General features: G+C 67.4%; 18 protein-coding genes and 2 pseudogenes. 11 read left to right on the top strand and 9 right to left on the bottom strand.

The features are described 5' to 3' along the window. Positions 1-384 precede the first annotated feature (384 nt). The 6 genes from ACDH77_RS14875 to pqqA form a co-directional block, all read right to left on the bottom strand. Positions 385-897, bottom strand: a complete 513-nt coding sequence (locus ACDH77_RS14875) for a hypothetical protein (protein WP_014090790.1) — start codon at positions 895-897, stop codon at positions 385-387. Positions 898-958: 61 nt separating this feature from the next. Beyond that, on the bottom strand, positions 959-2077 hold the full coding sequence (gene pqqE / locus ACDH77_RS14870; RefSeq protein WP_008575225.1) for a pyrroloquinoline quinone biosynthesis protein PqqE: 1119 nt from the start codon (positions 2075-2077) through the stop codon (positions 959-961). Then, positions 2074-2352 carry a pyrroloquinoline quinone biosynthesis peptide chaperone PqqD gene (gene pqqD, locus ACDH77_RS14865; RefSeq protein WP_008575224.1) on the bottom strand — a complete coding sequence of 93 codons (279 nt, stop codon included), beginning with the start codon at positions 2350-2352 and terminating at the stop codon, positions 2074-2076. Before pqqD ends, pqqE begins: the two co-directional genes overlap by 4 nt. Continuing rightward, a complete protein-coding gene (gene pqqC / locus ACDH77_RS14860) occupies positions 2349-3101 on the bottom strand; it encodes a pyrroloquinoline-quinone synthase PqqC (RefSeq protein WP_008575222.1) in 753 nt (250 codons plus the stop codon). The genes pqqD and pqqC overlap by 4 nt, the downstream gene beginning before the upstream one ends. After that, positions 3098-3997, bottom strand: coding sequence for a pyrroloquinoline quinone biosynthesis protein PqqB (gene pqqB, locus ACDH77_RS14855; RefSeq protein WP_008575220.1), 900 nt, complete (start codon positions 3995-3997; stop codon positions 3098-3100). Before pqqB ends, pqqC begins: the two co-directional genes overlap by 4 nt. Positions 3998-4078: 81 nt before the next feature. After that, positions 4079-4159, bottom strand: coding sequence for a pyrroloquinoline quinone precursor peptide PqqA (gene pqqA, locus ACDH77_RS14850; protein ID WP_002812057.1), 81 nt, complete (start codon positions 4157-4159; stop codon positions 4079-4081). A gap of 291 nt (positions 4160-4450) precedes the next feature. Here pqqA and ACDH77_RS14845 point away from each other — a divergent pair, with 291 nt between their 5' ends. Continuing rightward, positions 4451-6637, top strand: a complete 2187-nt coding sequence (locus ACDH77_RS14845; RefSeq protein ID WP_014090786.1) for a RelA/SpoT family protein — start codon at positions 4451-4453, stop codon at positions 6635-6637. 288 nt (positions 6638-6925) lie between these two features. After that, entirely contained in the window at positions 6926-8368 is a 1443-nt protein-coding gene (locus ACDH77_RS14840) for a hypothetical protein (RefSeq protein WP_218196398.1), read from the top strand. A gap of 355 nt (positions 8369-8723) precedes the next feature. On the opposite strand, the gene ACDH77_RS14835 is transcribed toward ACDH77_RS14840, so the two are convergent. Further along, complete coding sequence (locus tag ACDH77_RS14835; RefSeq protein WP_031423740.1) at positions 8724-10826, bottom strand: glycosyltransferase; 2103 nt, start codon at positions 10824-10826, stop codon at positions 8724-8726. Positions 10827-11063: 237 nt separating this feature from the next. Here ACDH77_RS14835 and mrcB point away from each other — a divergent pair, with 237 nt between their 5' ends. The 6 genes and pseudogenes from mrcB to ACDH77_RS14805 form a co-directional block, all read left to right on the top strand. After that, complete coding sequence (gene mrcB / locus ACDH77_RS14830; RefSeq protein ID WP_008575205.1) at positions 11064-13508, top strand: penicillin-binding protein 1B; 2445 nt, start codon at positions 11064-11066, stop codon at positions 13506-13508. A gap of 13 nt (positions 13509-13521) precedes the next feature. Beyond that, a complete protein-coding gene (locus ACDH77_RS14825; protein WP_008575203.1) occupies positions 13522-14046 on the top strand; it encodes a hypothetical protein in 525 nt (174 codons plus the stop codon). A 270-nt stretch (positions 14047-14316) separates the two neighbouring features. Continuing rightward, positions 14317-16305 (top strand): ATP-dependent DNA helicase, encoded by a 1989-nt coding sequence (locus ACDH77_RS14820; protein ID WP_372353522.1) that lies wholly within the window; start codon positions 14317-14319, stop codon positions 16303-16305. 164 nt (positions 16306-16469) lie between these two features. Then, positions 16470-17189 carry a tRNA (adenosine(37)-N6)-threonylcarbamoyltransferase complex dimerization subunit type 1 TsaB gene (gene tsaB, locus ACDH77_RS14815; RefSeq protein WP_031423735.1) on the top strand — a complete coding sequence of 240 codons (720 nt, stop codon included), beginning with the start codon at positions 16470-16472 and terminating at the stop codon, positions 17187-17189. Then, positions 17186-17542, top strand: a pseudogene (locus tag ACDH77_RS14810) (ADP-ribosylglycohydrolase family protein); the annotation flags it as partial. The gene tsaB and the pseudogene ACDH77_RS14810, both read left to right, overlap by 4 nt. A 270-nt stretch (positions 17543-17812) precedes the next feature. Next, positions 17813-18370 (top strand): annotated as a pseudogene (locus tag ACDH77_RS14805) (ADP-ribosylglycohydrolase family protein); the annotation flags it as partial. A 342-nt stretch (positions 18371-18712) separates the two neighbouring features. On the opposite strand, the gene ACDH77_RS14800 reads toward ACDH77_RS14805, so the two are convergent. Then, complete coding sequence (locus ACDH77_RS14800; RefSeq protein WP_005913700.1) at positions 18713-19588, bottom strand: cell envelope integrity protein TolA; 876 nt, start codon at positions 19586-19588, stop codon at positions 18713-18715. Next, entirely contained in the window at positions 19585-20535 is a 951-nt protein-coding gene (gshB, locus tag ACDH77_RS14795; RefSeq protein ID WP_008575184.1) for a glutathione synthase, read from the bottom strand. Before gshB ends, ACDH77_RS14800 begins: the two co-directional genes overlap by 4 nt. 236 nt (positions 20536-20771) lie before the next feature. Here gshB and pilG point away from each other — a divergent pair, with 236 nt between their 5' ends. Genes pilG through ACDH77_RS14780 form a run of 3 tightly spaced genes read left to right on the top strand, consistent with a single transcriptional unit; the run spans position 20772 to position 22083 of the window. Continuing rightward, positions 20772-21173 (top strand): twitching motility response regulator PilG, encoded by a 402-nt coding sequence (gene pilG, locus ACDH77_RS14790; protein WP_005913706.1) that lies wholly within the window; start codon positions 20772-20774, stop codon positions 21171-21173. A 17-nt stretch (positions 21174-21190) separates the two neighbouring features. After that, entirely contained in the window at positions 21191-21553 is a 363-nt protein-coding gene (locus ACDH77_RS14785; protein ID WP_005913708.1) for a PleD family two-component system response regulator, read from the top strand. Beyond that, complete coding sequence (locus tag ACDH77_RS14780; RefSeq protein WP_003482487.1) at positions 21553-22083, top strand: chemotaxis protein CheW; 531 nt, start codon at positions 21553-21555, stop codon at positions 22081-22083. The genes ACDH77_RS14785 and ACDH77_RS14780 overlap by 1 nt, the downstream gene beginning before the upstream one ends. Positions 22084-22101: the final 18 nt, after the last annotated feature.

Genomic DNA, 22101 nt, shown 5'->3' with positions numbered 1-22101 from the left:
CCAATTGCGTGGGAAAAACGCGGTTAGCAGTGGCGTCAGCGACGGGTGGGGGGCGCGGTGTGTGCAGGAGTGTACGCGTGGTCGGAATCGGTCAGTAGGACGGCACCTATCGCTACCGCCAATGGCTGCGTGTGCGCGATGCTGAGTACGATGATTCGGCGCGCCAACGTTGGCTGCGCCTGGGCATGGCGGGTGCGCACTGACGCTTGCGCTCTGTCTGCCGCACCGGCGCCGCCTTGCGCATGCGTTGCTCTACGGCGAGCACATTGCAGCGGCTGGTTGCAATGTCGCATGCGCAACGCGCAGCGGCGGGATACGCGCGGCGCATGCCGATGCCGTGGGTGGCAACCGCTTTCGGCAGCCGCGCAAGCTCGGCGGAGGCGCTTACTTGATCCGCCGCACCTTGGCCGGGGTGTTGTAACCCTCGATCTGCAGATACCACACGCCGACCAGACCCGGCTTGATCTTGACCTTGGGTGCGTCCTTGCGCACGCCAGACAGGCTGGCGGCATCGGTCTGTTCCCACTCCTGACCGTTGGCCAGCGTGTAAACGCGGCCCTTGGCGAAGCCCTTGAATTCGCCAACCATGGTGCTCTCGATCGGCTCCTTGCTGCCGAAGTCGAAGAAGCCGCGGTTCTTGACGATCACTTCCTGGCGGCCGGCTTCCTTGGCCTGTTCGACCACCACTGCGGCCTCCTTGGCGACCTTGCCCTGCAGCCAATCATTGAGCGCAGCCAGTTCGCTCGCATTGAGTTTGTCCAGGCCGGCGGCCTTGAACTGTTCGGCACTCATCTGCGACTGCAGGTCGCCTTGCACCGCGCGTTGCGCCAGGGCAGGGGCGGCATGCAGCGCCAAGGTCAGGCAAACCAGCAAGGGAATGCGGCGCGCGAGCGACATGGAAGCCATCCGAAGAAGAGGAGAGGCTAGTGTAGACGCTGTTGGCGCATGCCGGCGCTGCCTATTCCAGCGGGTCTGCGGTGGCTGCTGCGGGGCGTTCTGGGCGGCGATAGATGAAGGCCGGTGCCGGCGATGCCGACTCCTGCTCGGCGGTTGCGCGCACCTGCGCATGGATGGGCGAACGTTCGCAGACCGGGTCCAGCGTGGCGGCATCGCCGCTGAGCGCCAGCGCCTGGCAGCGGCAGCCACCCCAATCGATCTCGCGCTTGGGGCAGCCCTGGCACACCTCCGGCATCCATGCGGTGCCGCGAAAGCGCACGAATGCCTCGCCGTTGTTCCAGATATCGGCCAGCGAACGCTCGCGCAGATTGTCAAAGCGCAGGCCGTCGATGGTTTCGGCCGCGTGGCAGGGCAGCACGTCGCCGCGCGGGGAGATATTGACGAAGCGTTGGCCCCAGCCGCCCATGCAGGGTTTGGGCTGGCGCGCGTAGTAATCGGGCGTGACGAAATCGATCGCCAGGCGGTCGCCGAGCTGGCGTCGCGCGGTTTCCACCGCGTCGATGGTGGCCAGCAGTTGCTCGCGGCTGGGCATCAGCGCAGCGCGGTTGCGCAGGCCCCAGCCGTAGTACTGGGTGTGCGCCACCTCGATGCGCTCGGCCTGCCATTCCAGCGCCAGCGCGATCATCCCGGGCACGCGTTCGGCGTTATGGCGGTGCAGTACCGCGTTGATCGTCAGCGGCAGGCCGCGGGCGCGGACCGCGGCGGCGAATTCGCGCTTTTTGGACAAGCTGTTGCGGTAGCCGGCGATGCGGTCGGCGCCGGCCGCATCCACGTCCTGCACGCTCAACTGCACATGTTCCAGCCCGGCCGCCTGCAGTTGGTCCAGCATTGGCTCGCCGCCGGCGACGCCGGAGGTGATCAGGTTGCTGTACAGCCCGAGTGCGCGCGCATGTGCGACCAGTTCGGGCAGGTCTTTGCGCAACATGGGCTCGCCACCGGAAAAATGCGCCTGCAGCACGCCCATGTCGGCGGCCTGCTGCAGCAGCGAGCGCCAGCCTGCGGTGTCCATTTCCTCGCGCAGCGCTGCCAGCGCGATCGGGTTGGAGCAATACGGGCACGCCAACGGGCAGCGGTGGGTCAATTCCAACAACACCGATAGCGGTGGCGGCGCGATGCTCATAGCCGCAGCAAACGCTTCTGATGCAGGGTATCGGTGAGTTCGATCACGTCCGCTTCGATTTGGGCCGCGTCCGCATCGAATTCTGCAGCCAGCTCCTGCGCGATCTGCGCCAGCGAGCGCGTGCCGTCGTAGCGCTGCGCGACCACCAAGGCGATGTCGTCCAGCTCGACCACGCGTTCGGGCGCCAGCAATACCCACTGGTCGCGCGCACGGTCATGTTGCAGGCGCACGCCTGCACGCAGGGCCGGCTGGCTATGGCGGGTAATGCCGCTCATGCCGCGACCCGGCCGGCGTCGCGGTCCGGCACGAAGGCATCCGGCCAAACGATGCCTGGCGTCACGTAGGCCACATGCAATGCATCCAGCTGCGCCCACAGCACCGAGCACTTGAAATGCAATGCGGCCTTGACCAGCGCCTGTTTTTCGACCGTATCGGCATGCTGCTTGACGTAATCCAGCGCGAAATCCGAATCGCGTGGCGCCTCGGTCAGGCGATGCTCGAAATAGGCCAACGCTTCGGACGACACGAAGTCGTAATGCTTGAGCATGCCGGCCACGCGCTGGCCGATGATGTTGGGCGCGAACAATTCGGTCAGCGACGAGGCGATCGCTTCGAGCAGGCTTTTTTCGCGCACGAAGTGCAGGTACGCCTGCACCGCAAAGCGCGTGCCGGGCAGCAGCGCGCGCCCGGACTCCACCAGCGTGCGGTCCAGGCCCAGCGCGTCGGTGAGATGCAGCCAGCGTGCGATGCCGCCGTCGCTGGCGCTATTGCCGTCGTGGTCGAGGATGCGTTGCCTCCAGATCCGCCGCAGCGCGGGGTCTTCCATGCGCGCCAGAATCGCCGCGTCCTTCAGCGGAATGCAGCGCTGGTACTCGAAGCGATTCAACGCCCAGGCCTGTACCTGGCCTCGGTCGAGCTTGCCGTGGTGCAACAGCGCGTGAAACGGATGCTGGTCGTGATACAGGCGCGCGCCGATGGCACGCAGGTCTGCTTCCAGTTGGTCGGGGCTGAGCAGCGCAGTCACAGGGCGATCTCCAGGCCGTCATGGGCAACTTCCCAACCGCTGGCGCGCGCGCTGGCGAACTCGGGCGAGAGGGTGTTGAGCACGGGATTGGTGGTGTTGAGATGGATGAAGATCTTGCGCGCCACGTTCAACGGCGCGAACGCGGCGATGGTGCCATCTGGGCCATCGATGCTCATGTGGCCCATGCGTTGGCCGGTCTTCTGGCTGACGCCCAGCTGCACCATCTCGTCATCGCGCCACAACGTGCCGTCGAAGAACACCAATTCGGCGCTTTGCAGGCGCGCACGCAAGGCGTCGGTCATCGCAGCGCAGCCGGGAATGTAATGCATGCGGTGGCGGCCATCGTCGATGGTGAGCCCGAGGGTTTCTTCATCGGACCCCGCCAGGTCGCCGCCGCTGCGCGACTCCATGAACAAGGGCACCTTGCCGGGCACCGAGAAGGGCGTGAGCTGTAATCCGCACAGCACCAGCGGAGTGTCCAGCGCGAACGGCTGCCGGCTCACGTACTGCGGATTGACGGCGTCGAAAATGGGGTTCTGCGCGAGCAGGCCCAACACGCGGTTGCTGGCATGCAACGAGAACCGCTGGCTTTCGCGCATCGAGAGCAGCCCGGCGATGTGGTCGATCTCGCCGCTGGTCAGCAGCACCGCCTCGATCGGCGAATGTCGCAGCCCGTGCTGCGGCCACAAGGCCGGTGTCGCAAGAATTTGTTGGCGGAAATCTGGCGAGGCATTGATCAGCACCCAGCGCTCGCCATCGGCGCTGACTGCGATGCTGGCCTGGGTACGACGCTGGGCACCGTCTGTTTGCTGCCACGCCCGCAGGCTCGCGGGGGTGTGGCAATTCCACTGCGGGTGCCCACCGCCGGCCGCCGATCCCAAGACGATGATACGCATGGAGAACTGGACCTAATCTGCCGGCAACTGCCGGTCATGCATCAAGAGGAAAGCGGCAAGGTAAGCGTGAAACGTACAGGATCAAAACTCGCCGGAGACGTAGCAGTTGATTTCGGCGCCACAATTGACTTCACGAACGACAGGCTTCTTCCAGGTCTTCATACGGCTACCTCAGCAGTTGGGAAAAACGTCGCTGGCTGCAGGATGCAACGCACGACGTGCCCCGAGCATAGGCAGGCGGTCTGGCGCAGTTGTAAAGGGCACGTAAAAAGGTGCGTAGGTTCCGATTCCCGTGCGCAGCGCCGTGCCGCTTTTCGCGCCCGGCGGTTACGAATCAAGACGTTGCGGGGTGAACCTGGCCTAAGCACGCGCGTCCTCCCGCACGGCGAGCGCCGCGGTAAAACGCGTTGTGGAGAAGGTGACGCGCACGTTACCGTAGTCGTCAGCCTCCCGTTGTTGCCCGCCGCCGTGTCCACCGCTGTGACCAGTTCCTCATTTGATCGTCTGCAGGCGCTGCTGCAGCGGCCTGCCGTGGCCTCGATCGCGCCGGCAGTGCGCGACGCGCTGGCGCAGGCCTGGCAGGACCTGCCGCCTACGCAGACCGATCGCGTGCCGTGGGCATTGCTCGGCGACACCCTGGATGCATTGGCGCTGCTGGCCGCCGACGAAGCCACCCTGATTGCGGCGTTGCTGTTCGACTTGCCTGCCTTGCGCGGCGCGATCGCGGGCCTGCCGTGGCAACCGGCGGAGCGGCGGGTGGCGGTGGAAGGCCTGTTGGACGGCCTGGATGCAGCCGATCAGGTCTGGGCGCTGCATGCCGGACGCGAGGCCGGGCGCAACAGCGAAGGGTTGCGGCGTCTGCTGCTTTCCATCATCCACGACCTGCGCGTGGTGCCGATCCTGCTGGCACGGCAGCTGGCGCGCATGCGCGTGGCCGATCGTCTGAGCGAAGATGAGCGCCGCGCGCTGGCCCAGCTCACGCGCGACATCCACGCGCCGCTGGCCAACCGGCTGGGCATCTGGCAGGTGAAGTGGGAGTTGGAGGACCTGGCATTCCGGCATCTGGAGCCGGAGACCTATCGCCGCATCGCCCGCGAAGTGGACGAAACCCGCGTGGCGCGCGAGCGCTACCTGGAAGCGGTCAAGCGCACCCTGTCGGCAGCGCTTGCCCAGCAGGGCCTGCGCGCAGAGGTGAGCGGACGGCCGAAGCACATCTACAGCATCTGGCGAAAGATGCAGAAGAAGCGGCTGTCGTTCGATCAGCTGTACGACATCCGCGCGGTGCGGGTCATGGTCGAGGACGTGGCGGCGTGCTATGCCGCGCTGGGGGCGGTGCATTCGTTGTGGGCGCCGGTGCCGAGCGAGTTCGACGATTACATCGCCCGGCCCAAGGCCAACGACTACCGCTCGTTGCATACCGCGGTGGTCGGCCCGGAAGGGCGCACGATCGAAATCCAGATCCGTACCTTCGAAATGCACGCCCAGGCCGAACTCGGCGTGGCTGCGCACTGGAAATACAAGGAAGGCGGCAAGGGCGGCGAAAAAGCGTTCGATCGCAAGATTTTGTGGATGCGCCAGCTGCTGGAGCAGGTGCAGGAGGGCGAGCATGGCGAACTGGCCGGCGCGCTGGATGCCGAGCTGATCGAAGACCGCGTGTATGCGCTCACCCCCAAGGGCGAGGTGATCGATCTGCCGCAAGGTGCCACGCCGCTGGATTTTGCGTATCACGTGCACACCATGGTCGGGCATCGCTGCCGTGGCGCACGCGTCAACGACCGCATCGTGCCGCTGACCTACCGGCTGCGCAGCGGCGACCGCGTGGAAATCATGACCGCCAAGGAAGCGGACCCGCGCCGCGATTGGCTGCTGGCCTCCAACGGCTTTCTGGCCAGCGGGCGCTCGCGCGACAAGGTACGCGCCTGGTTCCACAAGCTGGACCGCGCGCGCAATGTGCAGGCGGGCAAGGACTTGCTCGATCGCGAGCTCAAGCGCCTGGGCCTGCAGCATGCGGATCTGAGCGTGGCCGCGCGCAAATTCCACGCCGAAAACGTCGACGAGCTGTATATCCAGGTCGCCCTGGGCGATACCGGCCCGAACCAGGTCAGCCGTGCGTTGCTGGAAGCCGAACGTGCCGCGTCCCAGCCGGCGGTACCGGCGCCCCCGCGGCCGACCGCGCGGCGCGATGGATTGGGGAAATCCAAATTCACCGTCGAGGGAGTGGGCAATTTGCTGGTGCAGTTGGCGCGTTGCTGCCAGCCGGTGGCCGGCGAACCGATTGCCGGCTATCTCACCCGCGGTCGCGGCATCACCGTGCACCGCACCGACTGTGCGGCACTGGCGCGCCTGGCCGCCGCCCACCCGCAGCGCGTGTTGCCGGTGGAGTGGGGCAAGGCCGGCAGCGGCTACGAAGTGGATGTGCAGGTGCGCGCGGTGGACCGCCGCTGGCTGCTCAAGGACATCACCAACCTGATCGCCCAGGAAGACGCGCACGTGCTGGAAATCAACAGCGACAACGTGCGCGATACCGGCAGGGCGCAGCTACGGCTGCGCTTGAAGGTCAGCGATTACGACCAGCTGTCCGGCCTGCTCGGCAAGCTGGATGCGCTGCCCGGCGTGAGCGAGGTGCGGCGGCTGGGCTGAGGACGCCGCGCACCTGGCAAGAGCACGCGGTTGAAAACAGACAGCACATGAAAGAGGTGAGCTGTGCTTGCCTGACGATTCCCGATTCCCGATTCCCGATTCCCGATTCCCGATTCCCGATTCCCGAAGAGCCCACACCGCCTTCGCAGCCTCCACCGCTACCATAATGCGGTGAACGCGTCCCCGTCAGGTCGCGCCAAGGATGGACGCCACCGTATGTCTCCGCTCCCGCGCTGGGCCAGATCGCCCCGCCTCTGGGCGCCACTGCGCAGCCGTGCGCTCTGGCGCATGGTGTTGGCGCTGTGCGCCTGCCTGCTGCTCACCGTGGTCGTGCTGCGCAAGCCGCTGGCCGATTGGCTGTGGCCGGACACGCGCATCCAGCAATTGTTGCAGCGGGGCGATGCGGCCCTGGCGCGCGGCCAGCTCAGCGCTGCCAATGGCAGTGGTGCGCGCGAACTGTTCGCCGCCGCGCTTGCACTGGACAGCGACCGTGGGGAAGCCCGTACCGGGCTGGCGCGGACCGGCGCTGCTGCGGTAGTGCAGGCACGTGCAGCGGTTGCAGCAGGCGATGCCGCAGGAGCGCAGCGCGCGCTGGCGCTGGCCACCGCCCTGGAGACGCCGCAGGCGCAGATCGCCCCGGTTGCGGCGCGGCTGCGCGCGCTGCAGGCGCGTCGGGTGGGGCTGGATGCCTTGCTGGCGCAGGCCGCGCTCGCGCAGCAGCAGGGTCGCCTTGACGGCACGCCGGAGAGTGCGTTGCCGCTCTATCAACGCATCCTGACCCTGGCGCCCGACCGCACCGACGCACTGGAAGGCCGCGAGGACGCCCTGACCGATCTGTTGGCGCAGGCACGCCACGCACTGGCGCGCGATGCGCTCGGCGAGGCGTCGGCGTTGCTGGCCGCGGCCAAGCGTTACGACCCCGGGCATGTCGACATGCCGCTGACCGAAGGCCAGTACCACCGCCTGCTGGAACAGCGACGTCAGCGCGCGCAGGCCTTGCTGCGACGTGGCCGCCTGGCCCCGGCTGCGCGCGATTTCAACGCGGTGCTGGCCGCCGAACCGGACGATGCAATCGCCCAGCGCGGCCGCGATCAGGTCGCGGACGAGTACGCCGCACAGGCCAGCCGGCAGGCGGCGGATTTCCACTTCGACGATGCGCTGCAATCCCTGCGTCAGGCACAGCTCCTGGTGCCTGGCGCCGCATCGATCGTGCAGGCCGAGCAAGCGATTGCGCGCGCGCGCGACGCCCAGCGCGGCCCGGACGCGAGCCTGTCGCGGGGCACGCGCGAGCGCCGCCTGCGGGCATTGCTGCAGCGCGTTGCCGATGCCGAAGCGCAGCAACGCTGGATGACACCGCCTGGCGCCAGCGCCTATGACGCCGTGCGTGCCGCGCAGGCGCTGGCGCCACGCGATCCGCGTGTGCTGCAGGCCGCGGCGCGCGTGGTACCGGCCAGCCAACGTTGTTTCGAGGACGAACTGCGCAACAACCGCCTGCGCGCCGCGCGCGGGTGCCTGGATGCCTGGCAGGCGCTGACGCCCAATGCCGATGCATTGGCCGGTGCGCGACGCCGCCTTGCACAGCGCTGGGTGGCGGTCGGGAGCGAACGGCTGGGCCAGGAGGACGCAGCCTTCGCCCGCCGTGCGCAGGACGAGGCGCATCAGCTGGATCCGGGTTTGCCGGAACTTGCCGAATTCACGCGACGGGTCAAGGCGGTGGCCGAACAGCGGTGAGCAGTTGCTGGTGATGTGGGTAACGTGGAAGCCCGCCGAGCGTGTGTCGTCCCACGGTCTGGGGCCCGTGTTGCATCAGGTACAGGCACAGTCCCACGCTCCAAGCCCCCCTATTTGCATCAGATGCAATGCGTGCTGCAGACGCAGGTGAACCAAGCTGTGCAGCCTTTCAACCGGTACGCGATCAAGCTGCGATGCACACTCCCTTCTCCACCGGGAGAAGATGCCGCGAGGGGCAGATGAGGGTGCGAGCGCAGCAGCGTGATGCGGCGCTAGCGGATCAATCGCCCATCATTGCGTGTACTGCGGCGTTTGGTGATGCAAACGATTCAGACGCCAATCCCTAGCCACCTGCTCACCCCGCAATGAACAACTCGCGCACCGTCGCCCGTGCTGCGTCCAGCGAAAAATGTTCGGCCACGTTGCGCAAGCCGTTGTCGGCCAGGCGTTGCCACAGTGCTGCGTCCTGATACAGCCGCACGATTGCAGCGGCGAAGGCGTCCGCATCGTCGGCGACGCACACATCCTCGCCGTCGCGCAAGTGCATGCCTTCCACCGCGCAGGTGGTGCCGACCACCGGCTGGCCGTGCGCCATGCTCAGATTGATCTTGCCTTTCACGCCCGCGCCAAAACGCAGCGGTGCCACTGCGATACGCGCACTGTCCATGAACGGAACCAGATCCGGGACATGACCATGCAACTGCACGCCGGGGCACTCATCGGCCAGCAATTTCAGGGCGTCAGGCAGGTCGGCACCGATGCAGTGGAAGAGCACCTCGGGCAGCTGCGCACGGACCTGCGGAAAGATGGCGCTGATGAACCATTGCACCGCATCCACATTCGGCGGATGACGAAAGCCGCCGACGAAGACCAGGTCGCGGCGTTGCGCAAAGCGATGGCCGCTGCCGGCGACTTCATGCAGGTTGGACAGCAGCGCGGTGCGGATGTGCGGCGCATCTGCGCGCAGTTGCGCCTGTTCTGCGGCCGACACCAGCACGGTGACATCGGTGGCCGCCATGATCTCCAGCTCGCGCAGGCGGGTGCGTTCTGCGCTGCGCAGCAGATTGGCATCGCGGGCCAGCTCGGCACCGCGGCGTTCGCGCAGGTAATGCAGGTCGACGGTGTCGAACAAGGTGCGCGCCTGAGGCGCGTATTGCCTGAGCAATGGCAGGCAGGCATGCGCCACGTGGTGGCGTACCAGCAGCACCACCGCAAACCGCGCACCATGGCTGCGCAGCCAGCTGCCGATGCCTTCGAGAAACGGCGCGTACCAGACTTCGACACCGAGTTGCTGCAATGCCTGGGTGTGGCGCCCGGCGTGTTCGCGGCGTGTCGGCACGAAGACGACATGCGCGCCTTCCTCGCGCAGCAGGCGGATCAGGTTGAACTGCCGCAGCGAGCCTGAGTCGCGGTCCGGCTGCGGCACGCACTCGTCCAGGATCAACACCTGTCGCTGGTGGCGGTGCAGCAGTGCAGGCCCGGGCACGGTGCCGACCGGCAACTGCGTTTTCAGCGGCTGCTGCCATTTTTCGGCGAAGACGCCCTGATTGCGCACCTGGTAGGCCTTCACCCCGGTACGCGTATCGGTGCCGTTGCTGGTGCCCTCGTCATGCACCACCACGCTGGCCGGCTGCACCAGCACCTGATATCCGGCCGCGCGGACGGCAAACGCCAGATCGGTGTCTTCGTAATACGCCGGCATGTAGCGCCGGTCCAGCCCGCCCAGTGTCTGCAACAGCGCGCGCGGCAGCGCGATGGCCGCGCCCGAGCAGTAGTCCATCGCGCGGACATACGCATAGCGCGGGTCCTCGGACGATTCGAAGCGGCCGTAGCTCCAGGCGCTGCCATCGGCGAAGACCACGCCGCCGGATTCCTGCAGGCGCCCGTCCGGATACACCAGTTGCGCGCCGACCAGACCGGCGGCCGGATACCGGGCAAAGGTGTCGATCAACCGGTCCAGCCAGCCAGGCTGCGGAATGGTGTCGTTGTTGAGCAGCACCACGAACTCGCCGCGCGCCAGCGCGATGCCGTCGTTGCAGGCCGCGATGAAACCGCCGTTGCTCGCACGCACGTGGTAGTGCAGGCCGGCGATCTGCGGCAACTGTTCAGCGGTGGCGTCGCTGCTGCCGTCGTCCACGACGATGATGTCCACACTCAGCAGCGGCGGATGCGCCGCCAGCGCGCGCAGGCAGGCCAAGGTGTGCGCAATGTGGTTGTAGACCGGAATCACCACCGTCACCCGCGAGGTAGCGCTGTGCGGCAGTGCGAACGCCGCAAACGGGGCGGCCTGCGGCAGCCACAGCGGCGTGCCCAGGGCGACCGGAGGCGCCTGTGTGTGTACGCGAATGCGCTGCCAGGTGGCGCGCCAGCCGCGCGTGCGCATGCTGGCCACGCTGCGGTGGATCAGGCCGAGGACGCGATTGAACAGATAGCGCGCATCGGCCAAAGACATCGACATTGCGTTGGAACTCCAGCGTGGTATGGCAGTGAACGGTGCGAGCAGCGCGCGGGTCGAGGCAATCGTTGCATCTGCCCGCGCAGTGTACGAACCATGCCTGCTGCTGCCGAGAACACGTCGCGCTTGGCGAAGCGGCGTCGGGCGTTTTGTTAGCCGCTCTTAACGGCCGACGGGGCCGGCAGGTCACAGCCATGACAGCGCTGCTAGACTCGCCGGACTCTACATTCTCGCATTCCTGTGCCCCGACGCCACGACAACGACGCTCCCGACGATTTCGAGGACGACACCAACGCGCAAGGCTCCCGCTGGCAACGCAGACTCATCGTCTGGGGATTTGCCGCGTTCGCGCTGGCGCTCGGTTTCCTGATTCCCTATACGATGTATCTGAACAAGCAGGTCACCCAGCGCTTTGGCGAACTGCGTTGGCAGATCCCGACCCGCGTATACGGCCGGCCGCTGGTGCTCGTGCCGGGCAACGCACTGGATGCGGCCACCCTGAAGACCGAGCTGGACGCGGCGTCGTACCGCGACGACGGTCAGGCGAAGCTGGCCGGCACCTACCAGCAGGACGGCAGCCGCTTCACCATCGCCAGCCGCGGCTACATCGATGTGGATGGACGCGTGCCGCCGCGCCGGGTCGAAGTCAGCCTGGCCGGTGGGCGCGTGGCCAGCCTGCGCGACGCCGGCGATCGCAAGGCGCTCAAAAGCGCACGCCTGGACCCGGCGCGCATCGCCACCCTGTACGGCCAGAAGCAGGAAGAGCGCCGCCTGGTGCGCATGGAAGAAGTGCCCGAGCTGCTGGTCACCGGCCTGCAGGCAGTGGAAGACCGCGACTTCAACAGCCACCACGGCATCGACCTGAGCGGCATGGTGCGCGCGGCCTGGATCATGGCGCGCTCCGGCGGCCAGGTTCGCCAGGGCGCCAGCACCCTGACCCAGCAGCTGGCCCGCAGCGGCCTGCTCGGCATCGGCAAGGAACAGACGCTCACGCGCAAGTTCAACGAGATCCTGTATGCGGTGATCATGGAGGCGCGCTACGACAAGCGCACCATCCTGGAGGCCTATCTCAACCAGGTCTATCTGGGCCAGCGCGGCGGCCAGGCGATCCACGGCGTTTCCTCGGGCGCAGAGCTGTGGTTCGGCCGCGACCTCAATTCAATGACCACCGAGCAGATCGCATTGTTGATCGGGCTGGTCAAGGGGCCCTCGTACTACGACCCGCGGCGTAACCCGGAACGCGCGCTGGACCGGCGCAATTTCGTGCTCGGCAAGCTGCACGAAAACAACCTGATCAACGACGCCGAATACAAGCGCGCACTGGCTGCGCCGTTGGGTGTGCCGACCGAGCCCGGCCTGGTCGCCGCCAACCGCTTCCCGGCGTATGTGGACCTGGTGCGACGCCAGCTGGCGCACGACTATCCGGAAGGCGTGCTGCAGGGCGCCGGCATGAGCGTGCTCACCGGCATGTCGCCGTCTGCGCAGGCGTATGCCGAAGGTGCAGTGACCGGCACCATCAAGCGGCTGGACAACAAGAAGCGACCGCCGCTGCAGGCGGGATTGGTGCTCACCGACGTGCACAACGGCGATGTGCTGGCCGTGGTCGGCAGCCGCGATGTGGCCAAGCCGGGTTTCAATCGTGCGGTGGAAGCGCAGCGGCAGGTGGGCTCGTTGCTCAAGCCGTTCGTCTACATGCTGGCCTTGGCTTCGCCGGACCGCTGGGCGCTGTCCAGCTGGGTCGACGACTCGCCGGTGACCGTGCAGCTCAGCCGCGGCAAGACCTGGTCGCCGGGCAATTCCGACAACCGCAGCCACGGCACGGTGCGCCTGGTCGATGCGCTGGCGCATTCCTACAACCAGGCCACGGTGCGGGTGGGCATGCAGGTCGGCGCGGACCGCATCGCGCAGCTGATCCAGGTCTTGGCCGGTATCAAGGCCGAGCCCAATCCGGCGCTGATCCTGGGTACCACCGACCAGAGCCCGTATGGCATGGCGCAGCTGTACCAATTCCTGGCAGCCGGCGGCGAGATCCAGCCACTGCATGCGGTGCGCGGTGTGCTCGACCCGCAAGGCAAGCTGCTCAAGCGCTACGACAAGACCCCGGCCCCGGCCCAGGAAGGCGACTCGGTGGCCGCCAACCTCATCAGCATCGGCCTGCAGCAGGTGGTCAGCGGCGGCACCGCGCGGCAGTTGCTGAGCGATGGCCTGGGGCGCCTGGCGTCGGCCGGCAAGACCGGCACCTCCAACGACGGTCGCGACAGCTGGTATGCCGGCTACACCGGCGACCATCTGGCGGTGATCTGGATGGGCAACGACCAGAACGCAGAGACCGGCCTGTATGGCGCCACCGGCGCGATGCGGGTGTGGTCGAGCATCTTTGCCCGCCTGCCGAGTGCGCCATTGAAAGTCAGTGGGAAAGGCCTGGATTGGCAGTGGGTGGACGCCAGCGGCACCGGCGTGACCGACCCGGGCTGCCCGGGCGCGCGCCAGTTCCCGTTCGTGGTCGGCTTCACGCCGGCCTACGCGCCGTGCGCGGGCAATGCGCCGTCGATCGAAGCTGCGCCCAGCGAAGCGGCCGCTCCTGCCGAACAATCCAGCGGCGGCGGCTGGCGCCGCTTCTTCGGCCTGGAAAAGAAGCCCGAAGACCCTGCCGCCGCCCCCGCCGCGGCTCCACCCACGCGTTGATTGGAATGACCCCATGAACCGACTGCACCGTTTGCTCGCCCTGATCGGCGTCCTGGCCGCACTCACTGCCTGCATCAGCGCACCGCCCGCGCCGCCGCCGACCCCGGTGGACCCGACCACTCCGACCCAGCGGCTGTTGCTGATCGAACGCGAGGCCGGCGCAGACGACACCGAACTGTCGGTGCAGCCACTGCGCGACCCGCAGGTGGATGATTTGCGCGACACCGCCAAGAGCAAACGCCAAGCCGGCGATCTGGCCGGCGCCGCTGCGGCCCTGGATCAGGCGCTGGGCCTGGTGTCGGGCGACCCGGCGATTCTGCAGGAACGTGCCGAAGTGTCCGTGTTGCAGGCCGACTGGCCGGCAGCCGAACGCTTCGCCAAGCAGGCGATCGACCTGGGGTCCAGGACCGGGCCGTTGTGCCGTCGGCATTGGGCGACCATCGAGCAGTCGCGTCTGGCGCGTGGCGAAAAGGAAAACGCGGCCTCTGCCAAGGCGCAGATTGCCGGTTGCACCGTGCCAGGCGTGAAGCGGTACTGAGGCCGGCGATCGGAGCGACTGCGCATGCCGCAAGGCGGGCACGGTGGATGCCTGGTGTGGCCGTGTCGTCGCGCGCTTTGGATGCCCGAGCACGTCGCGGCCAAGCTGACGAGGTACTCCTGGCTGCGTGGTGCGGTTTCAGCAAGCACAGGCAGGGCGCCCGACGGTTGCTGGCGCAGCCGTAGGGATGTGCGCACAAGCCCAACCCAGGCAGCGTCATCGCGCACGCGCTAGGCTGTCGTGCTTCCTGCCCGCTTTTCGTTCGGTCCCATGTCCCAACTTGCCACTGCCAGCATCGAAGCGCTCAGCGAGGGCGGGGTGCTTGCGCGCCAGCTCGACGCGTTCGCGCCACGCGCTGCGCAGTTGCGGCTGACTGGAGCCATCGCCGAAGCGTTCGAACAACGCGATGTGCTGTTGGCAGAGGCCGGCACCGGCACCGGCAAGACTTACGCCTACCTGGTGCCGGCCTTGCTGTCCGGGCTCAAGACCATCGTCTCCACCGGCACGCGCGCGCTGCAGGATCAGCTGTTCCATCGCGACCTGCCGCGCGTGCGCGCCGCGCTGGGCGTGGGGCTGCGCAGTGCGTTGTTGAAGGGGCGCGCCAACTACCTGTGCAAGTACCGCACCCAGCAGGCGCGTGGCGAACCGCGCTTTGCCACGCCCGAACAGGTCTCGCAGTTCCAGCGCATCGTGACCTGGAGCGGGCGCACCCAGTTCGGCGACATGGCCGAGCTGGAAGCCTTGCCCGACGACTCGCCGCTGCTGCCGATGGTGACCTCCACCGTCGACAACTGCCTGGGCACCGACTGCCCGTTCTACGGCGAATGCTTCGTGGTGCAGGCGCGCCAGCGTGCCCAGGCGGCCGATCTGGTGGTGGTCAATCACCACCTGCTGCTGGCCGATCTGGCGCTCAAACAGGAAGGTTTCGGCGAAATCCTGCCCGGTGCGCAGGCCTTCGTCATCGACGAGGCGCATCAGTTGCCGGAACTGGCGGCCAATTTCTTCGGCGAAAGTTTCGGCATGCGGCCATGGCAGGAGCTGGCGCGCGACTGCATGGTCGAAGCGCGCCTGGTGGCCGGCGCGCAGGCCAGCCTGCAGGCACCGATCCTGGCGCTGGACGAAGCCTTGCGCAGCCTGCGTGCCGGCATGGAAGGGCTGCCGCCGCGCGGCACGCAATGGCGTGCGCTGGCCAAGCCGCAGGTGCGCGAAGGGTTCGACGCCGTGCTGTCGTCGCTGGCACGGCTGGGTGAATCCCTGCTGCCGTTGCGTGAGGCCTCACCGGGTTTCGACGGCTGCACGGCACGTGCGCAGGAAGCGTTGAACCGCCTGTCGCGCTGGCTCGGCGAAGACCAGCCGGTGGCCGATTTCGCGCAGGACCCGCCGGAAGAGGTGGTCGACAACGATGTGCTCTGGTACGAACTCAGCCCGCGCGGCTTCCGTTGCCAGCGCACGCCGCTGGATGTGTCCGGCCCGCTGCGCGAACACCGCGAAAAATCGCAGGCGGCCTGGGTATTCACCTCGGCCACGCTGGCGGTGGGCGGCGAGTTCGACCACATCGCGCAGCGGCTGGGCTTGAGCGATCCGGTGACATTGCTGCAACCCAGCCCCTTCGATTGGGCGCGCCAGGCCTTGTGCTACCTGCCGCCGAACCTGCCCGATCCGGCCGCACGCGGGTTCGGCACTGCCTTGATCGGCGCGCTGACGCCGGTGCTGGAAGCCTCCAACGGCCGTGCGTTCTTGTTGTTCGCCTCGCACCGCGCGCTGCGTGAAGCCGCCGAAGCCCTGCGCGGCGCGCCGTGGCCGTTGTTCGTGCAGGGCGAGGCGCCGCGCGCGACCTTGCTGCAGCGCTTCCGCGATTCCGGCAATGGCGTGCTGCTGGGCTCGGCCAGTTTCCGCGAGGGCGTGGACGTGGTGGGCGATGCCTTGAGCGTGGTCGTGATCGACAAGCTGCCATTCGCCGCACCCGACGACCCGGTGTTCGAAGCGCGCCTGGATGCGATCCGTCGCGAGGGTGGCAACCCATTCCGCGACGAGCAGTTGCCGCAGGCGGTGATCGCGCTCAAGCAGGGCGTGGGCCGGCTGATTCGCAGCGAAACCGACCGTGGCATGCTGGTGCTGTGCGACCCGCGGCTGGTGAACAAGAGCTACGGCCGCACCTTCATGAAATCGCTGCCGCCGTTTGCGCGCACGCATGCCATTGCCGATGTGCAGGCGTTTTTCGCGCCGGAACCGGGGGCCCGGGACCGGGCACCCGGGTAGACGCGTGCGTACCGCTTCCGGCACCCGGGTGGGCGTCGTTGCCGGTTGGTTGGCGGGTGTGCAGCAGTTGTCATCCCAGGTCCGTGCCGGCCACTCGGATCGATCAGTTAAACTTTGCGCCCTCCCGGGTCCCCAGTCCCGGGTCCCCGGTCCCGGCTCCCCCAATGAACGTCCTCGCCTTCGAGACATCCACCGAAGCCTGTTCCGTCGCCTTGCAGGTCGACGGGCGCGTGATCGAGCGCTTCGAACTGGCGCCGCGCCGCCACGCCGAACTGGCGCTACCGTGGGCCGAACAATTGCTGGCCGAGGCAGGCATCACCCGTCGCCAGCTCGATGCGATTGCGGTCGGCCGCGGCCCCGGCGCGTTCACCGGCGTGCGTCTGGCGATCGGCATTGCGCAGGGCATCGCGCTGGCGCTGGATCTGCCGGTGCTGGCCGTTTCCACGCTGCAGGTGCTGGCCTTGCGTGCGCCTGCCGAGGCGAGCCAGGTGCTGGCCTGCATCGATGCACGCATGGGCGAGGTCTATACCGGGGTATTCGCGCGTAACGAGGATGGGTTGCTGGAACTTGCCCCGGAGCGCGTGTGCACGCCCGATGCGGTGGTCATGCCCGAGACGGCGCAGCGCGTGGCTGGGGTGGGAACCGGATTTGCGGCCGCCGACGGACTGCTGCAGCAGCGCCTAGCCACACAACTGAGCAGCGTTGATGCCAGCGCCTTGCCGCATGCCGCCGATCTGCTCACGCTTGCGGTGCCGGCGGTGCAGCGGGGCGAAGGGTTGGCGCCAGAGCGTGTGGAACCGGCGTACCTGCGCGACAACGTTGCACTCACCCTGGTCGAGCAGCAGGCCGCCCGCGCAGCGAAGGCGGCCACCGCCGCGCCATGACACACGGCGATCTCGAACGCGCGCGGTTTCGCGGCTGTCTGCTCGGTCTGGCGGTCGGCGATGCGCTGGGCACCACGCTGGAATTCCAGGCGCCCGGCAGCTTCACGCCGATCGACGACATGCACGGCGGTGGTCCGTTCGCCCTGCGTGCAGGGCAGTGGACCGACGACACCTCGATGGCGCTGTGCCTGGCGCACAGCCTGCTGCATCGGCAAGGCTTCGACCCCGCCGACCAGATGAATCGCTATTGCAACTGGTATCAGCACGGCTACCTCAGCAGCACCGGCCACTGTTTCGATATCGGCAACACAGTCCGCCAGGCGCTGGAGCGCTATCTCGATGGCGGCCCCGCCTAGAGCGTGTCATCCACTTTGAGATGAGTGCGAAGCGGCCTGTGGCGCGTTGAAACAAGGCGTGCGCTGCGGCCCAGGCTGGCTGCCTGGGCAAAGCGCGCAACGCAGTATCGGCGCGCCACAGGCCACTTCCCGGAGGGTTGGCCGTCAGCGGCACGGAGCGGGCGCCGCGCGGCTTGCCTTGGCGGCCAGCCAAGCCGGCGCCACGCAACACCCGCTCCGCACCGCTGACGACCAACGCACCTCATCTCAAAGTGGATGACGTGCTCTAGCGGCAGCGCCGATCCGCGCGCGGCCGGCAATGGATCCCTGATGCGGTTGGCGCCGGTGGCGATGTACTACGCGCATCGCCCCGACGAGCTGGGCGATCGTGCCGCCGACAGCTCGCGCACCACCCATGCCGCCGCCGAGGCGCTGGACGCCTGCCGGTTGTTCGCGGCCCAGGTGCGGGCCGCCTTGCTCGGCGCAACGCGCGAGCAGGTGCTGCGCACGTCTTGCGACGGAATGGTCTCCCCGGCGGTGCATGTCCTGGCCGCGCGCGACCATGCAGCGGTGCCGGCAGTGCAGATTCGCGGCACCGGCTACGTGGTCGACGCGCTGTCGGCCGCACTGTGGTGCTTCGCCACCACCGACACATTCGCCGATGCGGTGTTGCGCGCGGCCAACCTGGGCGACGATGCCGACACCACCGCGGCGATCTGCGGCCAGCTTGCTGGCGCGTTCTACGGTGTCCAGGGCATTCCGGCCGCCTGGCGCGAACGCGTGCAGGATGCAGCCGAGATCATGGCGTTGGCCGACCGGTTGCACGCCGCGGCGCAGGTGGCCTGAGACACTGGCCACCGCGGACCTGCCGCGCCGTCTGCTGCACGCAGCAGATGGCGCAACCGGCCATGTCGTCGCGCGGTCCAGGTTTGTGCGCCAGCCGATCGCAGGTCGTCATTGCCGGCTTGCTGCATGTCCGCGCCGCTATGGCGGGTTGCTGTCGCGCAGGCGTGCAAGAGGGTGACCAGGCTGCGCAGGAGTGCCCGCCTGGCGTCCACGCTCAGGCCGCTGGCATCACGGCACGAGGCGCGCGCGCCGCAGCGCCGCTGATCCTGCGCGTCTGTCTTCTTTCAGGCCTGTGCCACTCGGCTGTGGCGCAGTGCATGGGGCAGTACACGCCTAGGGGGCTCAGCGATCGTCGTGCAGCTCGCCGCCGGGCAGGAACAGCCAGGTGCGCGTGACCTGCAGGATGTCCACGTCGTCCTTGGTCTTGGGCAGTGGCGGAAACGGCTGCGCCAGTTGCACCACGCGCAACGCGGCATCGTCCAGCAACGGAACCCCGCTGGAGACCAGCACGCGGCTGCTTTCCACGCTGCCGTCGCGGCGCACGCCCACGCTGATGACCACCTTGCCGCCCAGCCGGCGGCGGCGCGCGTCGTCCGGATAATTCAGGTTGCCCACGCGCTCGGCGCGGTCCACCCAGGCACGCAGATAGTTCGCGTACGCGTATTCGCGGGTACTGGCCGAGACGAACTTGCGGTTCGGGCGCTTGGCGTACTGCTCCGAGCGCAGATGCACTTCGGCGGCGAGCCGGGCCATTTCGGCATCGCGCTGGATGCGCTGCGCCTCGGCCGGGGTGAGCGGGTCGGTCTGCGGATTGGGCTGCGGCGTCGGCACGGCCTGCTCGCCACGACGGCTGGTCACCACGCGGGTCTGGGTGGGCTCGGGTGCGTTCACGCTGGTGGCGCGTTGCGCCTGTGGCGCCAGCCCGGTGCGGTCCTGCGGCACCACGCCCGGCTGGCTGTCCCGAGGGCGTTGCGCGGTGGCGTGATCGCCGCCGCCCTGCTGGTTGGCCTGGGCCAGGAAGTCGGCCTGCTTGGGCGTCAACGGCGTGCTGGTCTGGCTGAAGATCACATCCAGCGTCGGCACTAACGGTGCGTCCTCGCTGACCGCAAAGCCTACCCCCAGGATCAGCACGCCATGCAGCAGCAGCGAGATCACCAGCGTCATCATCAGCCGGCGACCGTCGTCCATCGGTGCCGGCAGGGCCGCGGCCGTGCTCATTGCGCGGTGCCGGCCTCGATCGCGTCGAACAGCAGTCCGGCGATGTTCAGGCCGAACTGCGCATCCAGCTCGCGCACGCAGGTGGGGCTGGTGACGTTGACCTCGGTCAGGTAATCGCCGATCACGTCCAGGCCGACGAAGCGCATGCCGCGCCGGCGCATTTCCGGACCCACCTGCGCGGCGATCCAGCGGTCGCGTTCGGACAATGGCCGGCCTTCGCCGCGCCCGCCGGCGGCCAGGTTGCCGCGGAATTCGTCGCCCTGCGGAATCCGCGCCAGGCAGTAATCGACCGGCTCGCCGTCCACCAGCAGGATGCGCTTGTCGCCGGCCGTGATGTCGGGGATGAAGCGCTGCGCCAGGGTCAGCTTGCGGTTGCCGTCGGTCAGCGTTTCCAGGATCACGTTGAGGTTGGGGTCGCCGCTGCCGCTACGGAAGATCGAGCGTCCGCCCATGCCGTCCAGCGGCTTGAGTACCGCCTGGCCATGCTCCAGCACGAAGGCCTTGAGCGCGGCGGCATCGCGGCTGACCAGGGTCGGCGGGCAGCATTGCGGAAACAGCAGTGCGGCCAGCTTCTCGTTGTAGTCGCGCAGGCCCTGCGGGTCGTTGACGATCTGCGCGCCGGCGCGCTGCGCCACGCTCAGCACCTGGGTGTCGTAGACGAACTCCGCATCCACCGGCGGGTCCTTGCGCATCAGCACCACCTGGCCGGGCCCGAACGCCCGTTCGGCGAACTCGCCCAGCGTGAACCAGCCGGTCTTGTCCTCGCGCACGCTCAGCGGCGCCACCTGCGCCACCGCGCGCCCTTCGCGCAGGCTGAGCCCGCCGGGGCGCACGTAGTGCAGACGGTGGCCACGGCGCTGGGCTTCCAGCAACATGGCAAACGTAGTGTCTTTGGCGATCTTGATGGAGGCGATGGGATCCATCACCACAACGACGTCGAGCGACATGGGGCTAAACCTTTCGAACAAGCTGCCGATGGTAACTTCAAGCGATGGGCGATGGCGCGCCCGGTGGGTCGTAGTGCGCGACTTGCCGGCCGGGACGCACCCAGACGTGGTCGGAACGTCCGCCTGGCGGGGCCCCGGCAACGCACCCTTGACAGTCGATGCGGGTCTTGGGATATACATGCAGTTTCGTAGCGACGTCGGAAGGGATGAAGCGTCGCGCGCCCGGGGATATTTGCATGAGTGAAAACATTGCTGCGGGTGGGGAACTCGCAGGACTGAAGGTGATGGTGATCGATGATTCGAAAACCATTCGCCGCACCGCCGAAACGCTGCTGAAGCGGGAAGGTTGTGAAGTAGTGACAGCAACGGATGGTTTCGAGGCACTGGCCAAAATTGCGGACCAGCAACCTCAGATCATTTTCGTCGACATCATGATGCCGCGCCTGGATGGGTACCAGACGTGCGCGTTGATCAAGGGCAACCAGCTCTTCAAATCGACGCCGGTGATCATGTTGTCGTCCAAGGACGGCCTGTTCGACAAGGCTCGCGGCCGCATCGTCGGTTCCGAGCAATATCTGACCAAGCCGTTCACCCGTGAAGAACTACTGAGCGCGATCCGCACGTACGTCCACGCCTGACCAGGGGGAAAGGCAACATGGCTCGAATTATATTGATCGAGGACTCGCCCACCGACAGGGCAGTCTTCAGTCAATGGCTGGAAAAAGCAGGCCATACGGTCGTCGCCACCGATAATGCAGAAGAGGGGCTTGAGCTGGTTCGCAGCCAGGCGCCTGATCTTGTGTTGATGGATGTGGTGTTGCCCGGCATGAGCGGCTTCCAGGCAACCCGTGCTCTCGCACGCGACCAGGCAACCAAGGACATTCCCGTGCTGCTGGTCAGCACCAAGGGCATGGAAACCGACAGGGCCTGGGGTCTGCGACAAGGTGCCAGCGACTACATCGTCAAGCCGCCGCGCGAAGACGATCTGATCGCGCGCATCAGACAATTGGTGCGTTGATGCGCTCTCCATTCGACATTCTCGAAGACTACGAGCGTCGTAGTCTGGCGCACGCCACGCCGCTGCCGGAACGCCAGTTCTCGGCCGATATCTGGCGCGGCGTGGGGTATCGCGTCGGGACCCGGCGACTGGTCTCGGACTTCCGCGAAGTTGCGGAAATCGTGCCGATGCCGCCGGTCACTCCAGTGCCGGGCGCACAGCCCTGGCTGCTGGGCGTGGGCAACCTGCGCGGCAATCTGTTCCCGGTGATCGATCTGAAGCAGTTCCTGGAGGGCCGTCGCACGGTGCTGCAGGAAGGCCAACGAGTGCTGATCATGCGTCAGAGCGGCGGCGACGTCGCGCTGACCATCGATGAGCTGTACGGCCAACGCAGCTTCGAGCAGGTCCAGGCGGTGGAACCCGGCGAGCTGGCGCAAGGCCGCTACGCCCATTTCATCGACCGTGCCTTCCGCAACGAGACGCAGGACTGGGGTGTGTTTTCCCTGGCGTTGCTGTCGCGCACTCCTGAATTCCGGCAGGCCGCGGCCTAATCCGCGACCCCGCCACGT

This window comes from Xanthomonas axonopodis pv. maculifoliigardeniae, from assembly GCF_041519315.1.
In the GTDB taxonomy this organism is placed as follows: Bacteria; Pseudomonadota; Gammaproteobacteria; order Xanthomonadales; family Xanthomonadaceae; genus Xanthomonas; species Xanthomonas euvesicatoria.
This window is presented reverse-complemented; position numbering and strand designations above follow the sequence as displayed.

What these genes read in the sequence shown, in the direction of transcription:
- ACDH77_RS14875 (WP_014090790.1), bottom strand. Translation starts at nt 897, where the DNA reads ATGTCGCTCGCGCGCCGCATTCCCTTGCTGGTTTGCCTGACCTTGGCG.
- pqqE (WP_008575225.1), bottom strand. Translation starts at nt 2,077, where the DNA reads ATGAGCATCGCGCCGCCACCGCTATCGGTGTTGTTGGAATTGACCCAC.
- pqqD (WP_008575224.1), bottom strand. Translation starts at nt 2,352, where the DNA reads ATGAGCGGCATTACCCGCCATAGCCAGCCGGCCCTGCGTGCAGGCGTG.
- pqqB (WP_008575220.1), bottom strand. Translation starts at nt 3,997, where the DNA reads ATGCGTATCATCGTCTTGGGATCGGCGGCCGGCGGTGGGCACCCGCAG.
- pqqA (WP_002812057.1), bottom strand. Translation starts at nt 4,159, where the DNA reads ATGAAGACCTGGAAGAAGCCTGTCGTTCGTGAAGTCAATTGTGGCGCC.
- ACDH77_RS14840 (WP_218196398.1), top strand. Translation starts at nt 6,926, where the DNA reads ATGGTGTTGGCGCTGTGCGCCTGCCTGCTGCTCACCGTGGTCGTGCTG.
- ACDH77_RS14835 (WP_031423740.1), bottom strand. Translation starts at nt 10,826, where the DNA reads ATGTCGATGTCTTTGGCCGATGCGCGCTATCTGTTCAATCGCGTCCTC.
- ACDH77_RS14825 (WP_008575203.1), top strand. Translation starts at nt 13,522, where the DNA reads ATGAACCGACTGCACCGTTTGCTCGCCCTGATCGGCGTCCTGGCCGCA.
- ACDH77_RS14820 (WP_372353522.1), top strand. Translation starts at nt 14,317, where the DNA reads ATGTCCCAACTTGCCACTGCCAGCATCGAAGCGCTCAGCGAGGGCGGG.
- tsaB (WP_031423735.1), top strand. Translation starts at nt 16,470, where the DNA reads ATGAACGTCCTCGCCTTCGAGACATCCACCGAAGCCTGTTCCGTCGCC.
- ACDH77_RS14800 (WP_005913700.1), bottom strand. Translation starts at nt 19,588, where the DNA reads ATGAGCACGGCCGCGGCCCTGCCGGCACCGATGGACGACGGTCGCCGG.
- gshB (WP_008575184.1), bottom strand. Translation starts at nt 20,535, where the DNA reads ATGTCGCTCGACGTCGTTGTGGTGATGGATCCCATCGCCTCCATCAAG.
- pilG (WP_005913706.1), top strand. Translation starts at nt 20,772, where the DNA reads ATGAGTGAAAACATTGCTGCGGGTGGGGAACTCGCAGGACTGAAGGTG.
- ACDH77_RS14785 (WP_005913708.1), top strand. Translation starts at nt 21,191, where the DNA reads ATGGCTCGAATTATATTGATCGAGGACTCGCCCACCGACAGGGCAGTC.
- ACDH77_RS14780 (WP_003482487.1), top strand. Translation starts at nt 21,553, where the DNA reads ATGCGCTCTCCATTCGACATTCTCGAAGACTACGAGCGTCGTAGTCTG.